This is a genomic window from Kouleothrix sp. (assembly GCF_046328425.1).
In the GTDB taxonomy this organism is placed as follows: Bacteria; Chloroflexota; Chloroflexia; order Chloroflexales; family Roseiflexaceae; genus Kouleothrix.
Map to the genome: position 1 here is coordinate 25,871 of NZ_JAXLWP010000029.1, position 24,051 is coordinate 49,921.

The 24,051-nt window shown below is 68.3% G+C and carries 17 protein-coding genes; 2 read left to right on the forward strand and 15 right to left on the reverse strand.

Annotated elements, in window-relative coordinates; all coding sequences use genetic code 11:
* Window positions 1–3: 3 nt before the first annotated feature.
* Window positions 4–1,182 carry a vanadium-dependent haloperoxidase gene (locus U0177_RS23125; RefSeq protein WP_409573036.1) on the reverse strand — a complete coding sequence of 393 codons (1,179 nt, stop codon included), beginning with the start codon at window positions 1,180–1,182 and terminating at the stop codon, window positions 4–6.
* 477 nt (window positions 1,183–1,659) lie between these two features.
* Between U0177_RS23125 and U0177_RS23130 the strand changes: the two genes are divergently transcribed.
* Window positions 1,660–2,205, forward strand: a complete 546-nt coding sequence (locus U0177_RS23130; protein ID WP_409573037.1) for a CAP domain-containing protein — start codon at window positions 1,660–1,662, stop codon at window positions 2,203–2,205.
* Between the two features lie 184 nt (window positions 2,206–2,389).
* Here U0177_RS23130 and U0177_RS23135 read toward each other — a convergent pair whose 3' ends face one another.
* The 11 genes from U0177_RS23135 to U0177_RS23185 form a co-directional block, all read right to left on the reverse strand.
* Entirely contained in the window at window positions 2,390–2,791 is a 402-nt protein-coding gene (locus U0177_RS23135; protein WP_409573038.1) for a hypothetical protein, read from the reverse strand.
* A 375-nt stretch (window positions 2,792–3,166) separates the two neighbouring features.
* A complete protein-coding gene (locus U0177_RS23140; protein ID WP_409573039.1) occupies window positions 3,167–3,829 on the reverse strand; it encodes a hypothetical protein in 663 nt (220 codons plus the stop codon).
* 108 nt (window positions 3,830–3,937) lie between these two features.
* Entirely contained in the window at window positions 3,938–5,923 is a 1,986-nt protein-coding gene (locus U0177_RS23145; RefSeq protein WP_409573040.1) for a C25 family cysteine peptidase, read from the reverse strand.
* Window positions 5,924–6,214: 291 nt separating this feature from the next.
* Window positions 6,215–7,768, reverse strand: a complete 1,554-nt coding sequence (locus U0177_RS23150; RefSeq protein ID WP_409573041.1) for a hypothetical protein — start codon at window positions 7,766–7,768, stop codon at window positions 6,215–6,217.
* Between the two features lies 1 nt (window position 7,769).
* Complete coding sequence (locus tag U0177_RS23155) at window positions 7,770–8,543, reverse strand: methyltransferase domain-containing protein (RefSeq protein WP_409573042.1); 774 nt, start codon at window positions 8,541–8,543, stop codon at window positions 7,770–7,772.
* A gap of 465 nt (window positions 8,544–9,008) precedes the next feature.
* Entirely contained in the window at window positions 9,009–10,223 is a 1,215-nt protein-coding gene (locus U0177_RS23160) for a glycosyltransferase family 4 protein (RefSeq protein WP_409573043.1), read from the reverse strand.
* A gap of 129 nt (window positions 10,224–10,352) precedes the next feature.
* Window positions 10,353–12,683, reverse strand: a complete 2,331-nt coding sequence (locus U0177_RS23165) for a hypothetical protein (protein WP_409573044.1) — start codon at window positions 12,681–12,683, stop codon at window positions 10,353–10,355.
* A gap of 2 nt (window positions 12,684–12,685) precedes the next feature.
* Window positions 12,686–13,654, reverse strand: coding sequence for a LamG-like jellyroll fold domain-containing protein (locus U0177_RS23170; protein ID WP_409573045.1), 969 nt, complete (start codon window positions 13,652–13,654; stop codon window positions 12,686–12,688).
* 89 nt (window positions 13,655–13,743) lie between these two features.
* Window positions 13,744–14,946 (reverse strand): glycosyltransferase, encoded by a 1,203-nt coding sequence (locus U0177_RS23175; RefSeq protein WP_409573046.1) that lies wholly within the window; start codon window positions 14,944–14,946, stop codon window positions 13,744–13,746.
* A gap of 173 nt (window positions 14,947–15,119) precedes the next feature.
* Complete coding sequence (locus U0177_RS23180) at window positions 15,120–16,358, reverse strand: glycosyltransferase family 4 protein (RefSeq protein WP_409573047.1); 1,239 nt, start codon at window positions 16,356–16,358, stop codon at window positions 15,120–15,122.
* A gap of 14 nt (window positions 16,359–16,372) precedes the next feature.
* Window positions 16,373–18,001 (reverse strand): lipopolysaccharide biosynthesis protein, encoded by a 1,629-nt coding sequence (locus U0177_RS23185; RefSeq protein ID WP_409573048.1) that lies wholly within the window; start codon window positions 17,999–18,001, stop codon window positions 16,373–16,375.
* Window positions 18,002–18,855: 854 nt separating this feature from the next.
* On the opposite strand from U0177_RS23185, the gene U0177_RS23190 reads away from it, so the two are divergent.
* Entirely contained in the window at window positions 18,856–21,474 is a 2,619-nt protein-coding gene (locus tag U0177_RS23190; RefSeq protein WP_409573049.1) for a VWA domain-containing protein, read from the forward strand.
* Window positions 21,475–21,478: 4 nt separating this feature from the next.
* Here the strand turns inward: U0177_RS23190 and U0177_RS23195 are convergent, their stop codons facing one another.
* The 3 genes from U0177_RS23195 to U0177_RS23205 all read right to left on the reverse strand — a co-directional run bounded on the left by U0177_RS23195 (window position 21,479) and on the right by U0177_RS23205 (window position 23,193).
* The gene (locus U0177_RS23195; protein WP_409573050.1) at window positions 21,479–22,051 is read right to left on the reverse strand and encodes a pentapeptide repeat-containing protein; all 573 of its coding nucleotides are present in this window, start codon (window positions 22,049–22,051) and stop codon (window positions 21,479–21,481) included.
* Between the two features lie 21 nt (window positions 22,052–22,072).
* Window positions 22,073–22,549 carry a VOC family protein gene (locus tag U0177_RS23200; protein ID WP_409573051.1) on the reverse strand — a complete coding sequence of 159 codons (477 nt, stop codon included), beginning with the start codon at window positions 22,547–22,549 and terminating at the stop codon, window positions 22,073–22,075.
* A gap of 152 nt (window positions 22,550–22,701) precedes the next feature.
* A complete protein-coding gene (locus U0177_RS23205) occupies window positions 22,702–23,193 on the reverse strand; it encodes an SgcJ/EcaC family oxidoreductase (RefSeq protein WP_409573052.1) in 492 nt (163 codons plus the stop codon).
* Window positions 23,194–24,051: the final 858 nt, after the last annotated feature.

Below are 24,051 nucleotides of genomic sequence, written 5' to 3' on the forward strand. Positions count from 1 at the left end.
AGTTTATTCGTTAGGCAAGCCGGGGTGATGCGTCAAAATCCAATTGCCGATGGCCCGGCCCTGCTCAAGGCCGTTGCGGCCGTCGATCGGCCAGTGAATGCCGCCCACAACGCGCGAGCGTGCGGCGTCTTCGGCCATCTGCCGTAGTGCGGTGGCATAGCTGGGAAAGTAAGCCGCAAGCACGGCGCTGGCAGCGCCACTGACAGTGGCATGGCCCGAGGGGTACGAGGGAAAGGGTGGTGTTTCGAGCATCGAAAGCCAGGCCGGGTTGGCCTCGCGCATCCAGCTGATCGGGCGAGCGACGAGGTATGAGTATTTGCTCTGCCAGCAGGCGATAAAGCTATCGTGCATAGCCACGGCCAGGGTCGCGTAGATACTCACGGCCTGCCGCTCATCGAGCTGATCGCGCTCAATCTTGGCGCGCGCAATCTGAAGCCATAGCCCAGCCGGCGTGACGCTGCCCATCGAGCCGGCCCAACGCCGAGCCAGCGCGCGATCGGCATCGTTAAGCGATTGCTGTATAGCGGCAAACGCCGCACGATCGGCACGAAACTCCGCGCTGCCCCAGCTCGGCGGCGCTTTCGCGCTCATCTGCGTGGCCGAAGGAATGGCGATCGGCCGAACATTGCCCCACCCCGGATCAAGCGCCGACCATAAGCGCGGCGGGGTACGCTGCCATACACCTGGCGCTGGGGCCGGATCGGCGAATGGAGTGAAGTCTTCGGCGTGATCGTGCTGGGCCCAATCGATCACCTTTTCGGCCACCGCCTGGCCGATGCGCTCACCCGCACTCACAGCGGCAATAGTTGCACTGCCGCGCCATACGCCGGCCCAGCGGGCTTGGGCGGCGCGCTGCTGCAGCATTTCGGCCTGTAGCGGGTGGCTATAGCTCATGATTCGCTTGGCTACACCAGCGATCACCGCGTCGTCGGATATGGGCGTGCCTTTTGCGCTTGCGGCATCGGCTACCAGCAGCGCGTCGTTGATACCGGCTGCCAGGAGAGCATAGCAGCGCGCAGCACGGGGCGGCGAAGTATACTCGCGCGCGACCAGGCCCATCTCAATGCTAATCCAGGTAGTCGCAGGAGTGCGCCAGAACGCCAGCGCTTCCGCGTCAGGCGCCGGTGGGTTGGGGCTCGCTACCGGCGAGAACGCGCCTAGCATGGCTGCTGGATCTGTCACAATCCATCCTGCACTGCTACTGGGATATTGCGCAGAGCGCGTATTTACGCAGCCAGCGAGCGAACAAGCCAGAACAAGGCTCAAGATGATGCTGGAACAAATTCGCACGAGAGAACTCCTCTTTTGATCCTGGCGATAGGTGTGCTATCGGGTAGACATGAACGTAGTTTTTTTTGACGAGACCGCTTACCAAGCTCAAGTACTATTTTCCTATAGATTCGTATGCTGTAGACGGTTATGCAGTATCACGTTTGGTTGGTGGTACCTATTCCGAAGGGTACAAAAGGACTAGTGTTTTACTCTTGAAAAATAGTGGTAACTGCACGAATATATATGGACGTTTATTATTACGACCTAGTACCCCGTTCAGATAACTATGGAGAAAGCTTCCTGTTATCAGGATGTATCAAGCGGCGAACTACGTTCTTCGTGAGTATCAGCATAGGTTGACGGCGTACTGGCTACAGGAGTTGCCCAATGAAACCCATCCCGGCCGCGCTGTTGATCAGCTGGATTGTGTTGTTATCTGCTCTTGGCGCACACGCTCAGGGCATACGGGCTGCAACCAGAGTATTTCTGCCGATTGCTAACAATAGCAATACCCACTCTGCTCCTCCAACCGCTACTCCAACAGTTAGCCCGCTCGCCAAGCGCCTCCAAGTTATTCAGCTGGTGAATGAGTATCGCGCCGCGAATGGCTGCCCCACCGCGAGCGAAAATCCGATCTTGATGGACGCGGCGCAGGAGTGGAGCGACTATATGCAAGAACATCGTGTGTTCGAGCACAGCGCCGTAGAAGATCCTCAGTGGTATAAACACCGCGGATATATACCCGGAGCCAGTGAAAATATTGCTACCGGTCAGGACACCGCGCAGCAGGTTGTTCACGACTGGCAAGTATCGCCAAATCACAATCGAACATTGCTTTCGTGCTACTATGCCAGCCAAGGCTATGTCTACGATATCGGTATTGGCCTGAACGGGCGGCTGTGGACGCTGGCGCTCGGCGAGCGGCTACCTTAATACTCAACTGTTGCGACGCGGCGCGCCCTTAACGGGTGCGCCGTTTTTGCCACGCGCACCCTTTACCCATGCGCCGGCGCCATAGCATCGCGCCGCTACGGCGTTCCGAGGTTTGATCTTCATCGTACGGGCGCGATCTATCGCGCCCGTACGATGAAGATCGAGCTTCTGCCCCGAAGGCGCGCTATGCGGCCAGGCGCAGCTGCTCGCGCCAGGCTTTGGGCGCGTCAAGCACTTTGGTTCCGGCGGTGCGCTGCTTGGCGAGGTACACCAGGCTAAACACATCTTCGGCGAAGCGCAGCGGGTGGCACACGAACGCTATCATCGGCACGCTGCCGGCCAGGGCGCTGGCCGCGCGCGGCTGGTAGCTGACCAGTATGATCGGCGCGCGCAGCCTCTGAAGCCACTCGCTGTACGTCTCCGGCGCCACGCCCTTCGGGATCGTCACGATCCACACGTCCACCGGGACGTTCGGCACCGGCTCGAGCAGGTTCACCTCGACGAGCGAGCGCCAGCGGAGGTGCAGTAGCGGCGAAACCCACTCGTCGCGGCCTGCGTGCGCGGCAACACCAATAATCTGCGGCATTGTTCCCTCTTTCTGCTAATGTGTGCCCTTGCGTTGTAGTATAGAGAATCACGTGCTCTCCCTGGCACGCGCGAAGTATCAAACTTGCGTGGCGCTACCTAACGCGCCGCTAGGACTAAGGTACTATTTTGGGTCGTAGCGCGGCGCTACAGAATTTCCCTGGGGGCACTATCCAAAGCGCACCTAGCCAGCGCCCCGGCAGGGGCGTTTTTGATCCCGAGCCATACCGGCGTCGAGCTTGAGTGGATGATCGCTCTATGAGCAGTAACCACCAAGACACGAAGACACCAAGATTTTGTGTGCTGGCGCTTTCTCTGCGGATAACCGCTTGGTGCCATGGTGCCTTGGTGGTACACAGGCTTTTCAGACAGCCTCTCAGAACGGCCTGGCCAGCGCGTCGAGCAGTGTCGCCAGCCAGCGCTCGGCGGGGCAGCCCGGCGGCGGGCGCTCGATCGCCAGCGCGGCGCAGATCGGGTCGAGGCGGCGAAACAGCGTGGCGCGCGAGATATTCCACGCGGCGGCGACGTCGTCGAGCTTGGCGGCGCCGCTGAGCGCGATCAGCAGGCCGTTGAGGTCGGGCTTGAGCGTGGGCAGCGGCGGGGCGCCAAGGCCACACCACAGCGCGCCGTGCGTGGTGTCGTCGGGATGCGCGAAGCGCTGCACGCACAGCATCAGCGCGCGCGGGTCGATGTTCTCGGCCAGCACCGCGACGACGGCGGGGCTGCACGCCAGCAGGCGCTGCTGGGCGTAGGCGGCCGGGCCGGCGACGGCGATCACTGGGATGCGGCTGCCGCTCTTCCAGGCGTGCAGCCGCCCGCGCGCCAGGTTCTCGAGCGCGCGCGCCAGCCCCAGCGGCGCCATGCCCGATGTATCGAGCACGATCGGCGGCCGCATCGGCGGCAGCGCGCCGCCCTCCTGCAGCAGCAGCGCGCGGTAGTGTATGCCTGCCTGGTCGAGCGTGCCGGCGATTGCCGATCGCTTGATCGAGATGACGGCCACGCCTTGCGAGCTGCGGCGCTCGGCGGATGGTGTTGTCACGGTATATCCTTTGTTCGCGTCCAAGGGCGGCTGCGAGCCGCAAACGGGTAGCAGTGCGTGCCGGGCAGGCACGCGCGCAGATCAGCGCTGTCCCTCCTCCAGCGCTGCTTATCGTCGAACGAGTGGGATGTACACACCCGGCCACGCGTCGGGCAGGCGCGTGTCGGGGTCGCCGAGCAGGCTATAGCTGAACAGCAAATCGGCGTCGCGGCCGCTGCGGGCGAGCGCGGCCATGCCGGCAATCTCTGCCTCGCCCAGGCTGCGGCCGGCCGCGAGCGCGGGCAGCGCGCCCGCCAGCAGCCGCTCGTGTCCGGTGTTCACGCCCGAGCCGGCAGGCGTGAGCGCGGCGGCCACGCCGCCGCGCGCGGCGAGCAGCAGCCGCTCGTCGATCGACGGCGCCTGCGGGTTGGCCCAGTCGCCGCTCAGGCAGTCCATGCTCAGCAGGATCGGCAGGCGTGCGCCATTCACCCGCGCGTCGGCGTCGTAGATGCTCGCCAGGTAGGGCGTCGGCGCGTCGGCGCTTGTGAACGCCCACTGCCAGCGCGAGGCGTGGCCCACGTACAGCAGCAGCGCGGCGCCTTGGTCGAGCGCGCCGAACAGCGCGCGGCGCAGCGGCTCGGGCTCGTGGTAGAACGGCGCGGCGGCGGCGCGCTCGGGGGCATAGAAGAACCGCTCGGGGCGCAGATGGGGCAAGAGCGCCAGCGCTCGCTCGGCCACTGCCACAAAATCTCCCGCCCGGTCGGCTGTGCCGTCGGCCTCGTAGGCGTTGTCGGCGAGCGCCAGCGCGCGCCCGCGCCACAGCCCCGGCGGCTGGGCGCTCAGCGCCGCCACGGCTTTGGCCACCAGCAGGCGCGCCTCGTCGGCGGTGCGCGCCGGCAGCCGGCCAACCGCAATCGACGGAACCAGCTGAGCGCGCACATCCGGCGCCACGCGCGCGAAGCAGCTGTCGCAGGCTACCTCGCCGTATTTTGGGTCGGCCTCCAGCAGAAACGGCGGTATCAGCGTCGGGTCGCCGGCGGCGTCGGCGCGCATGCGCACAGAGCCGGCGCCCACCAGCAGCAGCGCGCGCGGCGCCGGGCTCCAACCCGCCAGCGCGGCGCGCACCAGCGCGCGGATCGCCGCAGGGTCGCGCTCGCCATCGCTGAAGCTGTCGTACACATCGCCCACATCGAGCAGCGCCACGCTGTCGCCGCGCGCCGCGTGGGCCTGCACCAGCGGCGCGAGCGCTTCGCGCAGCGCCGGGTGCGCGACGATCAGGAAGCTCGCGCCGCGCCGGCCGGGCGCGGGGCCGTCGCGCAGGTCGTGCGCCGCCACGGCGCGCAGCGCGGGCGTCGGCAGCATCGGCAGCGGCGCGAGCGCGCCCGGCAGCACGATCCGGTCGAGCAGCACGGCGTCTTCGGGCGCGCCGGCCGACGCCAGCGCCAGGCTCAGCTCGGCGGCGCCGGCCGGCAGCGCCTGGGTTAGCCGCAGCGTCGCGGTAACAGCCGCGCCGCTGGAGTCGTCGTCCCAGTAGGCGGCGCCGGCCGGCGCGCCTGCCAGGCTCAGCTCGACGCGGTGGCCATCGCGGCGCGCCAGCGGCGCTAGGTGCAGCTCGATCTCGGTGCCGGCCGCGAGCGCGTAGGGCAGCGTCAGCGTCGCGGTGAGCGGCGGCGCGCCGCCGCGCAGCTCGCCCGCGAACCAGCGGTCGCCGCGGTCGCTGCGCGCGGCCGGCTGGTACAGCTCGTCGCGCTCCCAGGCCAGCGGCGCGGCAATCAGCGCCGGCAGCGGCGCGCGCGCGCCGGGCGTGGCTTCTTCGCCGACCGTGTAGCTGGCCGCGCGCGTGTATGGCCCCTCGCCGGCCGCCGCGACAAACTGGATCGCGCCGGTGCTGATCTGCACGGCGATCTCCTGGCCGCGCCGGCGCACGTGCAGCATCGCCGGGTCGGCCGCGGCCGGCAGTGCCGCCAGTGGCAGCGACACCAGGCCGGCGCGGTCGACGCTGAAGGCGAAGCGGGGCGGATTTTGTTCGGCCGCCGCCGGCGCGGGCGCAGCGCAGATTGCGCATACAGATGCAACATAGCCAATAAAAGCAACAAATCCATACCATTTTCGCATGAAATACCACCTCGAAAAACCCAACGGCTAACTTACGGTAGAGTAGCATGGGCCTTTTGCGATGTCGTAAGCTATTTGTGCACGAAATGGCTACGAAATTGCGTAGTAGTAAATGATTTCCAATGGTGGGAGAAGACGAGCGAATTCGCCTGGTTGTGCAAGATTGCTGCGGTGGAGGCCGGCGCAGACGCGCGGGAAAAAAAGAAGCCCGGGGGGCGGCTATAGCGCTCCCGAGCTTCGGCCACAGGGCGCGCCGCCGAGCCACATCCGGCCCTCGGCGCTCGTCTGGGGTCAGCAGGTCTTGTTCGCCGCGAGGCGGCAGCGGTGGAACACCACGTCGTCGAGCTTGGCCAGCACCTTGCCGGGCACAGCCACGAACTGGTTGTACAGCATGCCGTCCCAGATCAGGCCATTGCGCAGCTCGGGTCGCACAAACGTCCACTGGGCGATCAGGCCGATGTTCCAGTAGATCAGCAGGGCCACAATCGCCAGCGGCAGCGCGCGGCGCGGCGCGCGCCCGCGCCACCACTCGAGCAGCGCGGCCAGCCCGAGCACAAAGATCGGCGTGCACTCAATCAGCCGGCGGAAGCCGAACGAGCGCGTGAGGTGCCAGGTAGTGCCGAACGCGCCGTTGATATACGTCTGCGCCACAAAGCCCAGCAGCAGCAGCCCGGCCAGCGCGCGGTCGCGGCGCGCCAGCAGCGCCAGCCCCAGCAGCCCCGGTACGAGGATCGGCGCCCACAGGAACGCGCCGTGCGCGAATGGCGCGAAGCCGGCCGAGATATCGCCGGCAATCGGGCAGAGCGGGCTGGGGCGCGGGTCGAAATCGACCAGCGTGTCGATGAAGTGCGGGCTGCACCACACCAGCTTGCCGCCGACGGTTGAGGACGGCGTCGGGCGGCCGTTCAGCACCTGGTAGACCACCAGCTGCGGCAGCAGCGCCAGCGCGAGCAGCGCCAGAAACAGCGCGTGGCGCGCGAGCAGCGCCCGCGCCGCGCGCCAATCGCGCGCCCGCAGCGCCGCAGCGTAATCGTACAGCGCCTCGGCGGCCGGCAGCAGCAGCAGCAGCCCAAGCTGCTCGCGCGTGATCGTCATCAGGCCGCCCACCAGGCCCAGCAGCGCCCACTGGCGCAGCGCGGCCGGGCGGGCATCGCGGATGCCCAGCCAGATCGAGAGGAACAGCGCGAACAGAAAAAAGCCGGCGGTGTGCGACCAGGGCATAAGAATATAGGTGTACATCACCAGCGGGCTAGCCAGCCACACGCCGATCGTCGCCAGCGCGGCGGCAAACGCGCCTGCGTAGCGCCGCGCCAGGCGGTAGGTCAGCAGCAGGCCGCCGAGCGCGTACAGCGCGGACATACAGCACACCGCCCAGATATACGGGCGCGAGTAGCCGTCGCGCGCCACGTTTGCGCCAAGCGCGCGCGCCGCCAGCACCGCCGCGTCGGCGGCCACAAAGCCTGGCGACCACAGCAGCGCCGAGCCGATCGGCGCGACGTTGCGCAGCAGGCCGGTGCGCGGGTTGGGGTTCTGGGCGTCGGGGCGCAGCAGCGCGTTGCGCACCGCAGGGTCGGGCGGGCTCTGCTGCTCGCCGATCGCGGCGAAGTGCTCGTACTCGTCGCGGAAGTCCAGGTCGCCGTCGAAGTAGACCGAGCGCAGGTAGGCGTAGTACTGCACCTCGTCGGTAGCGTAGATCCGCGGCAGGCTGATCGGCAGCAGCGCCACGAACAGCACCACAATCGCCAGCGCGCCGCGGTCGCGCACGAGCCAGCCGCGCGCGGCGAAGCCAGTGCGCCGCGCCGTGGAGCCGCGCTGCTTAGGCGCCTGGGCGGCGTGGTTGTTCATGCTACACGCCTTTTGTGCCAACCACCAGCAGCATCGAGCGCCAGCGCGGGAAGGCGGTGGTAAGTAGCCACAGCCCGGCCTTCACGCCCACGCGCAGCGGGTGGCGCAGCGCCCGCGCGGCCTCGACGCCCACCTGCTCCCATGCGTTGGCGTAGCGCGCCTGGGCCACCTGCATGCCGCCCTGCTCGACCAGCCAGGCCAGCTCTTGGAGCGTATACAGCCGGCTGTGGGTGTAGTAGCGCTGCGGGCCAGCCAGGCGCATGGCGCGCTCGAACTCGGCGAATGGCTCGAACGGCCGGCCGAGCAGCACGTCGAACAGCGTCTTCAGGCGGCTCTTGATGTAGTGCTGGTTTGGCGTGGTGATCACCAGGCGCCCGCCGGGCCGCAGCACGCGCGCCATCTCGCGCAGCGCCGGCAGCGGCGACGCCACCAGGTGCTCGATCACCTCGGAGAACACCACCGCGTCGAACTCGGCGTCGCCATAGGGCAGCGGCTGCTCGTCGAGGTTGCAGAAGCGCACCTCGACGCCCAGGCGCCGCCATAGCTCGGCGCGCTGGTCGGGGAACAGGTCGACGCCCGCGACCTCGTAGCCGGCGCGGCGCAGGATCTCGGTGAACTGGCCGGGGGTGGTGCCAACCTCGAGCACGCGCGCGGGCGGCGGCGGCAGCGCGGCCAGCAGCTTCTGGAAGCGAAAGCGGTGCAGCCGGAAGTAGGCCGGCTTGCCGTCGGCGGGCATGGCCCGGCCGTAGTCGTCGATAATCTTACGTGATGTCATGGTATTGTGAATTTCGCGTGCAAAGGCGGGGCGCTTTATCGCGCCCGTACCAAAGAAAGGCGCAGGGGTTCAATACGCCGACAGCATAAGTACTGTGTCAACAACGTTTCCTTTGTGCTCAGATTTTCGCGCAAAGCGCGAAAATCTGAGAAGTTGTTTGAAAAGGGTGGTTTGGAGGGACTAAGTCCCTCCAAGTATCCACTTGTTCTGCGGGTGGCGGCCACATTCGTGGCCGCCACCCGCCGGAGGGGAAGTGCGAGGGGCATAGCCCCTCGGGCACCCCCTTTTCAAACAGGCTCTGAGCAGCATTCCTGAACAAGTACCGCTCTGCCGCAGGCAAAAACGCGCACTGCGTAACTCCTGTTATGGTGAGCGCAGCGAACCATTGTTATGGTGAGCGCAGCGAACCATCTTGCCGAACAATGCAGCTGTGTAAGCCCTAAAAGTCTATTCTAGGCGTGCTGCTCAGGCCGCTATAGTACCATACTTCCCGGCCACCTCCACCGCCAGCGCCAGGATGCGCTCGGCGCGTGCGGCGTAGGTGTGCGCGGCCACGGCCTCGCGGCCAGCCTGCTCGCGCGCGGGTCGCGCCGGGTCGTTCAGCGCGCGCTCGAGCGCCTCGGCCAGCGCCGCCGCGTCGCCGCGCCGGAAGTAGTAGCCGATCGTCGGCGGCAGCACCTCGGCCAGCGCCGGGATGTCCGGCAGCGCCACGGCGCGCCCGGCGGCCAGGTACTCGAACAGCTTCAGCGGCGATGCCGTCACGTCGGTGACGGTATCGGGGATCGCCAGCACGTCGGCGGCGTGCAGGTATGGCGCGATCTGCTCCTGCACGATCTGGCCGGCGTAGATCACCGCGTCGTCGATGCCCAGCGCGGCGGCCTGGGCGCGCAGCTGCGCGATCTCGGCCGGGCGCCCGCCGACGAGCGCCAGGCGCGCATTGGGGCAGCGCGCGCGCAGCTGGGCAAACGCCTGCTGCAGCATGTCGAGCTTGCGGTAGGCGAAGGTCATGCCGCTGTAGGCGACGAGCGCGGCGTCTTCGGCGATGCCGAGCTGCCGCCGTGCGGCGGCGCGGTCGCCCGGCGCGATCTGCGCGTCGTCGAAGGCGTCGGCGATCACCGCGACATCGGCGGGGGCGCGCCAGCCCATGCGCGCCAGCAGCTGGCGGAACTCGGCGGTGAGCGACACCACGGCCTGGCTGCGCGTCAGCGCGGCGCGGTCGAGCAGGTTCAGCAGCGGCTGGGCCCAGCGCTCTTTCGCGCGCGATGGGTTCCAGCTTTCGAGGTCGTGGGCCTCGTAGATCACCGGCAGCCGCAGCAGCGGCCCCCACAGCGCGGCCCACCAGCCGGCGCAGATCGCCTCGCGCACGTACACCACCGCGGCCGGGCGGCCGCGCGCGCGCTCGCCGGCGATCAGCGCGGCGGCCATGGCGGCGAAGATCGAGCGCTCGGCGTAGTACCACAGCGTCGAGCGGTACAGCCGCGAAAGCTTGCCGACGGCGGGGCGCGGCAGGTGGACGGCGCCGACCTCGGCAAAGCGCGAGGGCTCGCGCAGCCAGCGCGGGATGATTGCCAGGGTGTCGGGCGCGCGCTGCCGCAGCTCGCGCAGCGTTGTGTGCGTCTGGATGGCGTTGGCCGAGCGCAGCGTCAGGCTCGTGGGGTAGGCGATATAGGCAAGGCGCATAGCTGTGTTCGATCGAGTGAGAGCCTGGGATGCCATGCTTCCCAGGCTCTCGTCGAGGCTCTGCCGAGTTGGGGTGTGCCCTCGCCCCCGCGCTATGGCGCGCCCGGGGGCGAGAGTGGCCGCGGCCCGCTACTTGGTGATCGGCGTCAGGTACAGCGTCGGGACGCTAAACCCGGCCGAGAGCTGCGCCTGGGCTGCGGGCAGCGTGTTGACCGTGGCATTGCCGGCGCCGTCGAGGAACTTGACGTAGATGTAGTAGGTACCGGTCGTGCGCTGGTCGGGCGCGATGCCGTTGAACAGGTTCCAGGTGAGCGTGAAGCTTGCGCCGGGCGTGGGCACGTGCACCGGGAACCACTGCAGGTTCGCCGAGTTCGGGTTCGCCACCGGGGTGGTCGAGTTGGCGATCCACGCGCCCCAGAACTGGCGGCCGGCCGGCAGGTTCTCGAACTGGCCGTACACCGTGTCGTTCACGCTGATGTTCTGGAACGTGAGCTTGCGGATGATGCTGTTGACGTTGTCGGCCGCGACGCTGCCGCCATTCGCCAGCACCGGCAGGCCGTCGGTGTTCGGCGTGCCGTTCTGGTTGGTGTTGGCCGGGTCGTAGATGATGTCGTTCGGGTAGTTTGTGATATTGCCCAGCCGATCCGACACCACCACGTCGACGCGCATCTTCGTGCCGGGGTTCGGGAAACTGCCCTGCGGCAAGGTCACGCGCTTCTCGTAGCTGCCGTTGCTGATCACGTCGCTGGTGCTGCTCGCCGGCACGATGAACGACGCCAGGCCGCTGCAGTCGTTGTTGTTCGTGATGCTCAGGAAGAACTGCGGCATGCGCGTATAGCCGGGGTCGCCGTCGTAGGCGCCGTCGGTGGCGCTCGTGTACGGGTCGGAGGTCTGCGCGCCGGTGGCCTTGGGTAGGCCGGCCAGGAACGGGTTCTCGACGACCACATTGGCCTGGGCTTCTTTGTCGAACTGCAGCGACACCTGCGAGGCGGTGGTCTGCACCAGCGTGCCGTTGCGCACCTGCGTGAACAGCGTCAGGTTCTGGCACACGGTTTTGTCGATGTTCGCGGGCAGGCCGATCGAGATCGGGTTGGTGAAAGTCTGCCAGCCGTTCGAGTCGCTGGCCGCGTCGCTTGGCGCGGCGCCCCAGCGCCAGCGGATCTCTTTCGGGTCGCCGGAGACGCCTTCAAACGAGACGCTGAGCGGGTCGCGGTTGTTCGGGCTGCCGCCGTCGATCTTGGGCGTCGCGCCGATGCTGGCGCTCGAGGCGAACGCCACGCGCACGTACTGGATCTCGCCCTGGTCCGAGCGCTTCTCGGTCTGGTACAGGATGTGCGCGTCGCCGTTGCTGCCGGTTACTGCGCTACGGCTATCCCAGCCGACCAGCGGCAGCGGCAGCGGGCCGTCCCACTGGCCTGTGGGCGTCTTGCCCCAGAAGATCACCTGGCGCTGCTTGGCGTTCACCGGGGTGGAGTAGGTGACATACAGGTTGCCTACCTGGTCGCTGCCGATCTCGGGAGCATACCCCGCGTCGCCATTGGTGATGGAGATGCTGGTGTAGTTTTGCCAGCCACTGCCGGCGGGCCGGCGGGCGTAGTAGATCGCCCAGTTGGTGCCGTCTGCGTTCAGCTTCTTGCGCCAGACCGCGTGCAGCGTGTTTTGCGGATCGACCGTGATGGCAGGATCTTGGTCGAAGGTTGTATTGCCGGCACCGTCAGTGGTAATTGCGCTGACGGAAAACTTGGTGCCGTTCCAGTCGGCCACGTACGCATCACCCCTCACAGACCATACAACGTGGGCGATGTTGTCGGAGCCGACGGCGACATCGGGTGAGATCATATTGCCGCTTTGGCTGGCAACAACACCGCCGTCGCTGCCGTTGGTCCACTTGACGCCGTCGTTCGAGCGCTTGTAGAACACCGAGCTGCCGCTGCTATTGCGCCACACCACCCAGATCGTGCCGTCGCCGCCGACGGCGATGCGCACGGGGTTGGGGAAGTCGCTGTTCGCCACGAAGCGCGGCGAGCTAAGCGAGCCGCCCTTGGGCTTGATCTTGTAGTAGATGCTGTTGCCCTCGATGTAGGCCACGTGCATGTTGCCGCTCGCGTCCATAGCGGTATCGGGCCACTGGAAGGCGACCTTGGTGCCGAACACATTGAAAAAGGTGGGGCTTGGGAATGGCGTGCCGATGGCGGTGGTATCGGTGCCGACCTTGCCATTCGTGAGCTCGGTGCGCTCGCCCCAGCTGGTGCCGATCACGCCGCCGCCGATCGAGATCTGCGGCGCCTCGGATTGCACTGTGCCGGTATTCGAAATATTCTGCTGGTCGATGATCTTACCCAGCGCCTGCGTGGCCGGCGGCCGGGCGGCGGGTATCAGAAACAGGGCCATGGCCATCAGCAGCCCGGCGAGAACGCGCACGTGGCGGAATGGGCTGGATGTTGCTTGCAGTATGCGCACAGTTACCTCCCGATAACCTGTAGGTTTGTGAAGAACGCGCCATTCATCGCCAGCGTGCTCACCCCGGCGCGGCCCGCGCTCAGCGTTGCGTCGTCGGCGCTGCCCACCAGCTTACCATTCACATAGCAGCGCAGCGTCGAGCCGCGCGCGCTGACCGCCAGGGTGTACCAGGTGTCGCCATTCAGCTCGGGGCCGTCGAAGCTGGCGAGCTGCGTAGCATTGCCATCGACGACCTTTTCGAGGATGAGGTTGCCCTGGTTCGTGCCGGTGCCGAACACCAGCGCGCGGAAGCGGTAGAAGCTCTGGCCCTGCTGGCGCACAATCACGCCCAGCTCGCGGGTGTCGCGCGCCAGCGCGCTCACGCGCACGGTCACATCGCGCCAGCTCGGGTCGCCGGTTACCAGGCCGGTCTGCTCGTCGGAGGTGATCACGCCCTCGACGCCCTGCTGCATCAGCGTGCCGTCGACGACCTTCCAGAGCGGTTTGCCGTCGGGGATGCTCGGGCCAACCAGCTCCCAGCCCGCGATCGCCTGGTCGGTGTCGAACTTGGCGTCGAGCAGCGTGGTGCCCTGCTCATCGCCGCTGGCGGCCGGCTTGGGCGCCCTGGCGATGGGCTTGGCCGGCGCGGCGGTGGGCGCATCGCCGAGCGGGCGCAGCACGCCGACGAGCTGGGCGGCCAGCTTGAGGTTGCCGTTGGCCTCGGCGGCGCTGCCCTTCTGCGCCAGGCTCACGGCCGAGTCGCGCAGATCCTGGGCCGACGAGACATCGTCGCCGCGGGCTTTCCCGGCGGCGATCTGTGCGTCGACCTGGCGCAGCAGATCTTGGTCGAGCGCGCTGTTCTCGGCCGGACGCGCGTCGCCCACCGTACCCGACTGGCTCTGGGCAGTTGGCGCCGTGCCGCACGCAGCCAGGGCGGCGAGCAGCGCGAGCAGCGCGGCGGCGCGTGGTATCCAGTGGCGTAGTGAATTCATAAAGCTCCTCCCTAAGGAATGTGCAATCGCACGAATTGCCGGCCGGGCCGGCCGGTGCGGCGGCGAAGCTGCTCGCCGCTGCCTTGGCGCTAGCTGGTTGGCGCCGCCAGCGCCTGCTGGTAGCTCGCCAGCAGCTCGGCGGCGATGCGCTCCGAGCGAAACTGCGCGGCCATGGCGGGGCCGCGCGCCCCGGCTGCGGCCTTGCGATCCGGGTCGGTCAGCAGCACGCGCAGGGCTGCGGCGATCGACTCGGGCGAGCGAGGTTCCACCACGAGCCCATACCCACATTCGGCCATATACTCGCTAATACCGGTCGTGCGCGTCACCACCGCGGGGGTGCCGAGCGCCGCCGCCTCGATCGCCACCCGGTTGAGCGCTTCGATCACCGACGGCACCACCACCGCGTCTGCGGCAGCCATGTACTGTGGAACCTGCTCGTGGGGAAGCGCGCCTATGAGTAAGACGCGCGCGGCCACGTTTTGTTCCCGCGCGATCTGCTCGAGATATCCGGCGTAGTCGCCGAAGCGCGGCGTGCTGCGGCGTGGCCCCACAATCACAAAGTAGGTGTCGGGCGCTGCGGCCAGCACCGCTGGGGCGGCCTTTACCAGGAACTCCACCCCTTTGAAAGGATGCAGGCGCGAAAGGCTCAGGACAATCCGCGCCTGGGGCGGCAGGCTGTGGCGCGCGAGCACTGCGGCGCGCGCCTCGGATGCCAGCGCGGCCGTGGGCCGGCCGTCCGGCGGATAGTCGCCGTCGGTGATGTTGTAGGGAATTGCGACGACGCGCTCGGGTGGGCAGCCAAGCTCGATTGCGCGCCTGCGGATGTAGCGCGAGTCGGCGCGGATCAGCGCGGCCTCGCGCCAGACGCCTTTCAGCAGCCGGCGCACGCTGGCATACCGGCCGTAGCCGTAGTCGTAGGCCGGCTCGCCCATAACATCGGCGCCGGGCAGCGTGACGGCAAATGGCGGGTGCAGGCCAGCGGGCATGCGGCTGGCCACCACGCCCAACGGGAACGCGGTTTCGACGTGCGCAAAATCATACCGATGCTGCGCGAGAAACTGCCGGTACGCGCGGAACAGGCCAGGGAAGTACGGGTAGTGCACCAGCGGGTCGGCCGCGCGGTTCAGCACTTTCTCGGCCAACGATCGGCTGATTGGCAGCCGGTACACCGGGATGCCGTCGAGGATTTCGTGCGTGGCGTGGCCAACCGTGGCATCGAAGCACAAAATGTCGACGTCGATCTGCTGTGACTGCCAGTGATGGATAACCTCGGTGTGAATGCGGTTACCCATCAGATCACGAGCATAGCGCGGTATGACGTACAGTAATCGTTTCAACGACGTTGTTGTGCTGCTGGCGCCGCGGCCGGGCAGATCTGCTGCGGATGGTTGTGAGACGCGAGAAGTTGTAGAGAGCGATGAAAATCGTTCGGGCATGATACTCAATCCATATACGCTTGTCAAATCTATGACGTATGATATTTTCCTGATACGGCGGCGCGCACACTATTGTAAACCGTAACCACCTGCGCCGCGAGCTGATCGGGATCGAAGCGTTCGGCGATCGTTTTGGTGCCGCCGGCAACCACGCGCGCCCGCAGCGCCGGGTCTTCCAGCAGCGCCAGCATGGCCCGCGCCAGCGCGCCGGCGTCGTCGTAGGGCACCAGCAGGCCGTTCTCGCCGTCGCGCACGATCTCGTCGACCACCGGGATGTCGGTGCTGACCACCGGGGTGCCGGCGGCCATGCCTTCGAGCAGCGGCAGCCCAAAGCCTTCGTAGCGCGAGGGAAATGGCAGCACGTCGCTGGCGCGCAGCAGCGCGAGCTTTTCTTCTTCGCTGATGGTGCCGAGGAAGTGCAGGTTGGCCGCGACGCCGCGCTCGGCGGCCATGCGCTGGAGGTTGGCGCGGCCCTCGGGGTTGTGCGTGACGAACACGAACGACGCCTGCGGGAAGCGCGCGACGACGGCGGGCATGGCTTCGATCACCATGTCGTAGCACTTGCGCACGGTGAGCTGGCCGATATACGGGATGATCGGCCGGGTGAGCGGCAGCGCCAGCGCGGGCGCCGGGCCGCGCATGAACTCCATGTCGAGCCACAGCGGCACCACGCTGCTGGGCCGCTCGCCGAAGCCCAGCGTGGCCAGCACCTCGGCCTCGTGGCGCGAGCAGGGGATGAACGCGTCGACGTGGCGCAGCGGCTGGTGGATGGCGTAGTTGCGAAAATTCTCGCGCAGCCGGCCGTCGCGCAGGCTGCGGCGCAGCGCCTCGCCGGGGCGGTAGATCAGCCACTCGGGGTGCGGCTGGTGCTCGTAGGGCCGCTCGCGGTCGGCGATGAGCCAGCGGTCGTGGAACGGGCCGAGCCACGTCCACACCACCGGCACGCCGCGCCGCTTCAGCCAGCGCACGGCCTGCCAGGCCAGCACGTTGCGCGGGTGCATGATGTGGGCCACGTCGGGACGCGGCAGGCCGCGCAGCGCCGCCAGCAGGTCGCGGGCCGGCCAGAACTGCGGGCGCACCCGGTGCACCCGGATGCCGTCGATCGTCTCCTCGCGCGCTGCGAGCCCGAGGTGCGGCGACTCGGGCTGCCAGTAGGTGATCGCGTGAACCTCGTGGCCGGCGCGCACCAGCGCCTGGCCAAGCGTGCGCTCGGGCCAGTTGCGGAAGTTGCGGCTGACGCCGCCGAGGCCGAGGATGAGAACGCGCATATATCGTCCGCAGATCAGAGTATTCGCAGCAGCCAGCGCTTCAGCGGCAGCTTCATCTGGGCCAGCTGGCGCCGATCCTGCGCGTCGAGCCCGCCGAGCAGCCGCAGCACGGCGAGAAACGCCAGCGCGCCGGCGGCGGCAATGCCCAGCAGCGGCGCCAGCAGCGCCAGCCGGGCCACGCGGCTGGCGTCGGCGGCGGGCAGCCCGATGCGCGCGCCAAGCAGCCCGGCCACGAGCGCCAGCGCCGCGCTGGCCAGCGCCACGCGCCCGCTGAAGCGCCACGGCCAGCGCAGCCCCAGCAGCCGGTAGCCATTCGCCGTGGCCCACACACCCGCCAGCACGCGCGCCAGGCCAAACGCCAGCGCCGCGCCCACGCCGCCGAGAACCGGGAACAGCAGCACCACCAGCGGCACGCACACCAGCGTCAGCAGCCGCGACACCACGATCACCCGCAGCTTCTCGTAGACGATCAGCGCGTTGTGGGCGGTGGTGAGCAGCGACTCGAGGAACAGGCACGGCACAAGGATCCACACCAGCGGCGCGGCGTCGACGTAGCGCGCCTGCAGCAGCGCGAAGATCGGGCGGGCCAGCAGCATCAGCCCGACGCCGCCGGGCACGAGCAGCAGCACCTGCAGGCGGATGAGCGACTGGTACGCGCCGTTGAGCGTGCCGCCCTCGCCCTGGCGCACGCGCGTGAACAGCGGCACCTGCACGCCGACCATGGGCGTGTACAGGTAGGCCAGCACCACCTTGACAATATTGACGCCGGCCATCAGCACGGCGATCTCGATCGCGTCTTGGGCGAAGAACGCCGCGAACCCGGCGCTGGCCAGGTAGTCGGTCGCGGTCATCAGAAACGAGACGCCGCAGTAGCGCGCGAAGCCCGGCGGCAGCCAGCGCTCGCTGCCGGCGCCGGCCGGCCGATCGGCGAGCTGGCGCTGGTGGCGCAGCACCTGCCAGCCCACCAGCGCGGTGGCCACCGCCGGCGCGAACACCATCACCGCCACCACGCCGCCAATATCCCAGCCGGCCAGGATCACGGCGGCCGTCAGCAGCGGCGGCATCAGCTGGGCCGCGAGCGTGATGCTGTTCCAGGCGCGCTGCTTGAAGAAGCTGCTGAGGTAGGCCATCAGCACGTCGTAGAAGATGCCGAACAGCAGCACCGCCAGGATGGCGGCGATCAGCGCCCAGCCCGACTGCCCGACAAACGCCAGCAGGCGCTGCTGATCGGCGGGCGGCACTTTGTCGGCGTGCACGACCAGGCCGCGCAGGTAGTCGAAGTAGCGCTCGCGCAGCAGCACGATCGCCGCGCCGCTGGCCAGCAGCAGCGCGATCTGCGCGCCGAGCACCGCCAGCAGCAGCCGCGACACCGCGCGCCGCCCGCCGGCGTGGTTCGTCTCGGGGATGAACTTGGGCAGCGCCCGGCCGGTGCCGAGGTCGATCCAGGTGCCGAGGCCGTTGTTGGTGGCGCTGATCAACGACAGGATGCCGTAGCTCGCGGGGGCCAGCACGGTGAGCTTGATCAGCGTGGCGGCGATCTCGGAGATCATGCGCAGCGGCACGAAGAGGACGTTCCAGAGCACCGCGCGCGAAACCTGGGTGCCGAGCGAGGGGGGCTTGGTTGTGAGCGGCTCTGGTGTCATGGCCGGGGTATTCTACCATCCTTTTGGGAGTCGGGCGAACGCTGCCGCTGCGGCGGCGCTGCGCCCCTGGCCCCCGCGCACGCAGGCTCTTTGCAATCTGGGCGAGCACAAGGCTCGCCTGGCTACGGCGACTGTTACGGCGCAATCTGGGCGAGCACAAGGCTCGCCTGGCTACGGCAACCGTTACGGCGCAATCTGGGCGAGCACAAGGCTCGCCCGGCTACGGCAACTGTTACGGCGGGGCGCTGCGCCCCCGGCCCCCCGCATATGAAAACCCTGCCGGTTAGGCTCTTTCTGCCCTGGCTCCTTGTCTGCCCTACGAGTAATAGGCGGGGCGCTGCGCCCCCGGCCCCCGCATAGGAAAACCCTGCCGGTTTTCCTATAACCTTTCCGGCTGAAAGAAGGCCCTACCAATGTCAATGTCGTACGTTCATGCCTCAGGGCGAACCAACAGAACATTCCTTGCCCTTGGGTATGCCTCAGGGCGAACCGACACCTGTTGTCGTGCCACGAGGCATGCGCCACCGAGGCTGGGCATACCGAGGGTTTCTTTATGGGGCCTGGGGCAGCGCCCCAGCGGGGGAGTGCAGAGGGCGGCCGCCCGCCCTCTGCCGCGGGGCGCGGGGCCGCGCAGGCCCCGAAGCAGTCTGGAGCGAGCGGGGCGCGGGGCCGCGCAGGCCCCGAAGCAGTCTCGAGCGGGGCGCCGCGCCGCGCAGGCTCTCATACGAATCTCAGCAACCCTTAACGTTTCGCCCCATGCCCCGTGCTACAATTCGGCCTTGCCGGCGCGACCGCGCCAGCCGAACAATGCTGCGCCGGCGGAACAAAACCGCGCCCCGGCGCGTCGTATCGCTATGCGAATAGGCTTTCTCTTCCCCGCCGCGCTCTGGCTGCTGCTGCTGCTGCTGCCGCTGTGGGCCCTGGCGCGGGCCGTGCCGCGCGGCCGCGCGCCGCGCGGGCTGTGGGCCAACCTGATCATCCGCAGCGCGCTGCTGCTGGCGCTGGTGCTGGCGCTGGCCGGCGCGCGCGCCGTGCGCGACACCGACGCGCTGACGACGGTGTTCCTCGTCGATCGCTCTGAGTCGATCGCGCCTGAGATGCGCGCCAGGGCCGATGCGTTCGTGCGCGCGGCGATCGACGCGATGCCCGCGCAGGACCGCGCCGCCGTGGTGGCCTTCGGCGCCGATGCGCAGGTTGAGCGCGCGCCGCTCGACCAGGCGGCTGCGCCGGCCGCGCCGCTCGCGCCGGCTGCCACCGGCACGAATATTCAGTCGGCTATCCAGCTTGGCCTCGGCCTGATGCCCGCCGAGACCAACAAGCGCATGGTGTTGCTCTCCGATGGCGGCGAGAATGCCGGCGACGCGCGCGTGGCGGCCGAGCTTGCGGCGAGCCGCGGCATCCCGCTCAGCTATGTCGACCTTGGCGGCGCGCCCGGGGCCTCCGAGGCGCTCGTGCGCGAGCTGCACGCCCCCGCCGAGGCCCGCGCCGGCCAGCGCGCCGAGCTGATGGTGGTGCTCGAGAGCTCGACGACGCAGCCGGTGCACCTGCGGATCTTCGGCGACGACCGGCTGCTCGGCGAGCAGGACCTGACGCTCCAGCCGGGCCTGACGCGCTTCCCGGTGCAGGTCGATATCGCCGGCAGCGGCTTTATCCGCTACCGCGCCGAGATCAGCGCCGCCCAGGACGCGCGCGCCGAAAACAATGCAGCCGATGCGCTCGTGCGCGTGGTCGGCCCGCCGCGCGTCCTGCTGGTCGAGGGCCAGCCCGGCGACGGCCAGAACCTCAAAGATGCCCTCGCTGCCTCGCAGCTGCCGGCCGACCTGATCCCGCCGCAGTGGCTGCAGCCCGACCTGGGGTTGCTCGGCGCCTACGATGTGATCGCGCTGATCAATGTGCCGGCCGACCGCCTGCCGCCCGGCGTGATGGATACGCTCGCCACCTATGTTCACGACCTCGGCAAGGGGCTGGTGATGATCGGCGGCGACCAGTCGTTTGGCGTGGGCGGCTACGCCCAGACGCCGCTCGAGCAGGCGCTGCCGGTGTCAATGGATGTGCATAGCACCGAGACGCGCCCGAACCTGGCGATAGTGTATGTGCTCGATAAGTCGAGCAGCATGCAGGCGTGCCACTGCCGTGGCCCCAGCCGCGAGAAGGACGGCTACTACGACCACAAGGGCCGCACCAAGCTCGAGATCGGGAAGGACGCTGTGGTGCGCTCCGTGGCGGTGCTCGACAAGCGCGACGTGGTGGGCGTCGTAGCGTTCGACGGCAGCGTCCACTGGGCGCTGCAGCCGGTGGCCCAGTCGCAGGCGCAGCCCGACGCGGTGCTGAACGCGATTGCCCCGCTGCAGCCGAATGGCCACGAGACAAACATTGGCGTGGGGCTGCGCGCCGCCGAGGACGCGCTGAACCAGACCGACGCCAAGATCAAGCACGTGATCCTGATGACCGACGGCTGGTCGGAGGGCGAGGATCCGATCGCCGTGGTCGGCGATATGCGCAGCAAGGGCATTACTGTGTCGGTGGTGGCCGAGGGGCTTGGCTCGGCGCCGTTCCTGCAGCAGATGGCCGACGCGGGCGGCGGGCGCTACTTCCCGGTGAAGAACATGGAGGACGCGCTGCAGATCTTCGTCCAGGAGACGCGCCAGGTCTCGCAGCGCTTCATCGTCGAGCACGCGTTTACGCCGGAGTACGGCATGCGCACGCCGATCCTTGCCGGGCTCGACCAGGGGTTGCCGCAGCTGTATGGCTACGACGGCACGACGCCAAAGCAGACTGCGGCGGTGGCGCTGGCCGACGCCGACGGCGCGCCGATCCTGGCGCAGTGGCAGTATGGCCTGGGCCGCTCGGTGGCCTGGACGAGCGATACCAAAGGGCGCTGGGCCAAAGATTGGGTAGGCTGGGCGGGCTTCCCGCGCTTTGCCGCGCAGCTGGTGGGCTGGGCGCTGCCGACGGTGGCGGGCGGGCCGATGCAGGTCGAGCTGCAGCCGGGTGGCGCGCAGACGAGCATCCAGGTGACGCTGCCGCTGACGTCGACGCTTGCGCGCGATGGGCTCGACGTGCGCGCCACGCTGCTCGGCCCCGGCGGCGAGCGCCGCGAGGTGCCGCTGGCGGCACAGGCGGCCGGCGTGTACCGCGCCACGGTCGACACGCCGCCGCGCGGCACGTATATGCTCCAGGTGTCCGGCGCGCGCGGCGGGCCGGTGCTGGCGCAGGAAACCGCCGCGCTGGTGGTGCCGTACTCGCCCGAGTTCCGCCTGGGCCAGAGCAACCCCGCGCTGCTCGAGGCGCTGGCGCGCGTCAGCGGGGGCGCGCGGATCGACCAGCCGGCCCAGGCGTTCGCGCCGGTGTCGCAGGGCGCCAGCAGCGCGCGCGACCTGAGCCTGCCGCTGCTGCTGGTGGCGCTGGCGCTGCTGCCGGTCGATATTCTGGTGCGGCGGCTCGCGGTGCTGTGGCGCCCGCGCGCAAGGTAGCCGCCTATTGCCGGCCGGCCGGCGTGGTGTCGTCCGGCGCAGCCGGCGGCCGCTGCATCTCGATCGCTAGCTCGTGGGTTAGCTCGGTGGTGCGGTCGAACACCACGTCGCGCCAGGTGCAGTCTTCAAACGCGCTGGCGCCGCGCAGCTTCGCGCGCAGCACGATCGCTTCGCTGAAGTCGCCGCGCACAACAATCGCCTCGGCGAAGTCGGCGCTGTAGAGCATCGCGCGCCGGAACGAGCAGCCCTTGATATTGGCCTTGCGGAAGTTCACCGCGCGCAGGTTCGCCCCTTCCAGGTTGGTCTTCCACAAGATCGCGCCCTGCAGATTAGCGCCTTCCAGGTCGGCGCCCGAAAAATCTTTCCCCGAGAGGTTGGCGCCCTCCAGGTTGAAGCCGCGCAGGCTGAGCTTCTGGCCGTGCTCTTTCCAGTTAAGCGCGGTGCGGTAGTCGTCGAGCCGCTGCTTGAGCCTTTCGCGCCGCTGCTCGCGCTGGCCTTCGAGCCAGAACATGAATAGCCCGGTGATCAGGCTGCTCGCGATACCGAGCAGCCAGCCGATCAAAAGGTCGCTCGACATGCATGCCCTCGCGGTGCGGTATCAGGACGCCGGTGCTGCGGGTTGCGACCACGATTGTAGCTCGATAATATTGCCCTCGGGGTCGGCCATGTAGACGACGGTGACCCGCGCGCCGCCGGCGATTTCGAGCGTGACGATGCCGCCGATCGGCCGGCCGCCGGCCTGCACCACCGTGTCGTACGCGCGCGCGACGTCGTCGACGGCGAATGCGATGTGGCCGTAGCCCTGGCGGTTGACGGCGGCATCGGGCTTGGCCTGCGCCGGGGCATACTCAAATATCTCCAGGGTTGGCCCCGTATCGCCATACCCCGGAAGCCGCAGGTGCATGCCGCGCAGCCTGGCCCCGGCGATGCCGGTCAGCGTGTCGAAGGCCGGGCCGTGAAAGTCGCGCTCCGGCGGCACGGGAGTGCAGCCGAAGACATCCTGGTAGAACGACGCGAGGCGCCGCCAGTCGCGCGCAACCAGGTTGGTGTGGACATAGCGAGCACTTATCGGCACGGCTTTCCTCCAGCTGGGAATGCATTCTATCAACAAAGGCACTTGCTCACGTGCTGTATGTCGTGGTTCGGAGGCGGCTTTGCCGCCCCCGAAAATTCCTTCTACCCTTGTGCGATGCGCTGCCCGTCGAAGCCAGGCAGAGCATCTTGGCTCTAGGCCTGGGACGCGGCGAGCGCCTGGCGCAGCTCGTCGGTCAGCTGCTGCGCGAGGTCGGGGCGGCCGTGAAACTGGGCGGGGGTGTTCTGGTAGAGGGCGATCCGCCAGGACGCGCCGTGCCGCGCCGCGACGAGCGCATGGATCGTGTTCACCGCCGGGTTGATGTCGGCCTGGCCCGGCGGCAGCATGCCGGAGACAGCGCGCAGCAGCGCCACATCTGGCGCCAGGAAGCGCACCTCGCGCACAATGCCGATGTATGTCGCGGTTTGGTGGCTGGCGAAGATCTGCTGAAGGTGCTCCGCGATAGCGGCCTGCCCATCGACGACGCTGCCGTCAAAGCCGACGACGCTGCCGTCGGCGGAGAACAGCGCGGCGAAGGCCGGCGCGTTGCGGACGTTCCAGCTATGCAGTAGCTGCTGATACAGCGAGCGGATGGCCGACTCGTCGTTGGCCAGGGCGCTGCCTGGCTGGCTCTGCTGCTCGTTCATGATCGCATTTCTCCTGGCCGCGCAGCGCGCACCGACGATCGGGCGCGTGCAGGCGGTGCATATTATAGCCGAGCGAATGAGCGTTGGAGCGGGGTAGCGGAGAGCGGGGGCGGAGAGCGGGGAGCGGGGCGAGCAGGTGGCGGGGCGAGCAGGTGGCGGGGCGAGCAGGTGGCGGGGCGAGCAGGTGGCGGGGCGAGCAGGTGGCGGGGCGAGCACAAGGCTCGCCCACAGCGGCAGCCAGGCACGCTTGTAGAGGCACGGGGCGTAGGGATAGCGTGCACAACAGGCGCAGGCTGCCCTGCCGACGGATACACCACAGCACGCCACGAGGCATGCGCCACCGGCGTAGCGGCAGCGACAGCATACATGGGGTCTGGGGCAGGCGTGGGGCAGGAGGCCGGCGGGGCCGCCGCGGGGCGCGGGGGCGCGTAGCCCTCGCATGCGCCGGGGGAGCAGGTGGCGGGGGGAGCAGGTGGCGGGGCGAGCAGGTGGCGGGGCGAGCACAAGGCTCGCCCTTACAGCGGCAGCCAGCCACGCTCGTAGGGGCACGGGGCGTAGGATGGATAGCGTGCCACAACCAGGCGTAAGGCTGCCCTGCCGACGGATACACCACAGTGCACGCCACGAGGCATGCGCCACCGGCGTAGCGGCAGCGACAGCATACATTACGGGGTCTGGGGCAGCGCCGGAGCCCTCGAGAACAGGGTGGTGGTGAGGCAGGGTACCCGGGCTTTGACCGCGTCAGAATTGTACCACCTTGGATAGCCTCACTCAGAACCGTATCGTGTGGCTCTGACCACGTATCACGAGGAACGGGGCGCTATCCGTGGAATTGATTTCCTTTTCAGCTTTGTGACC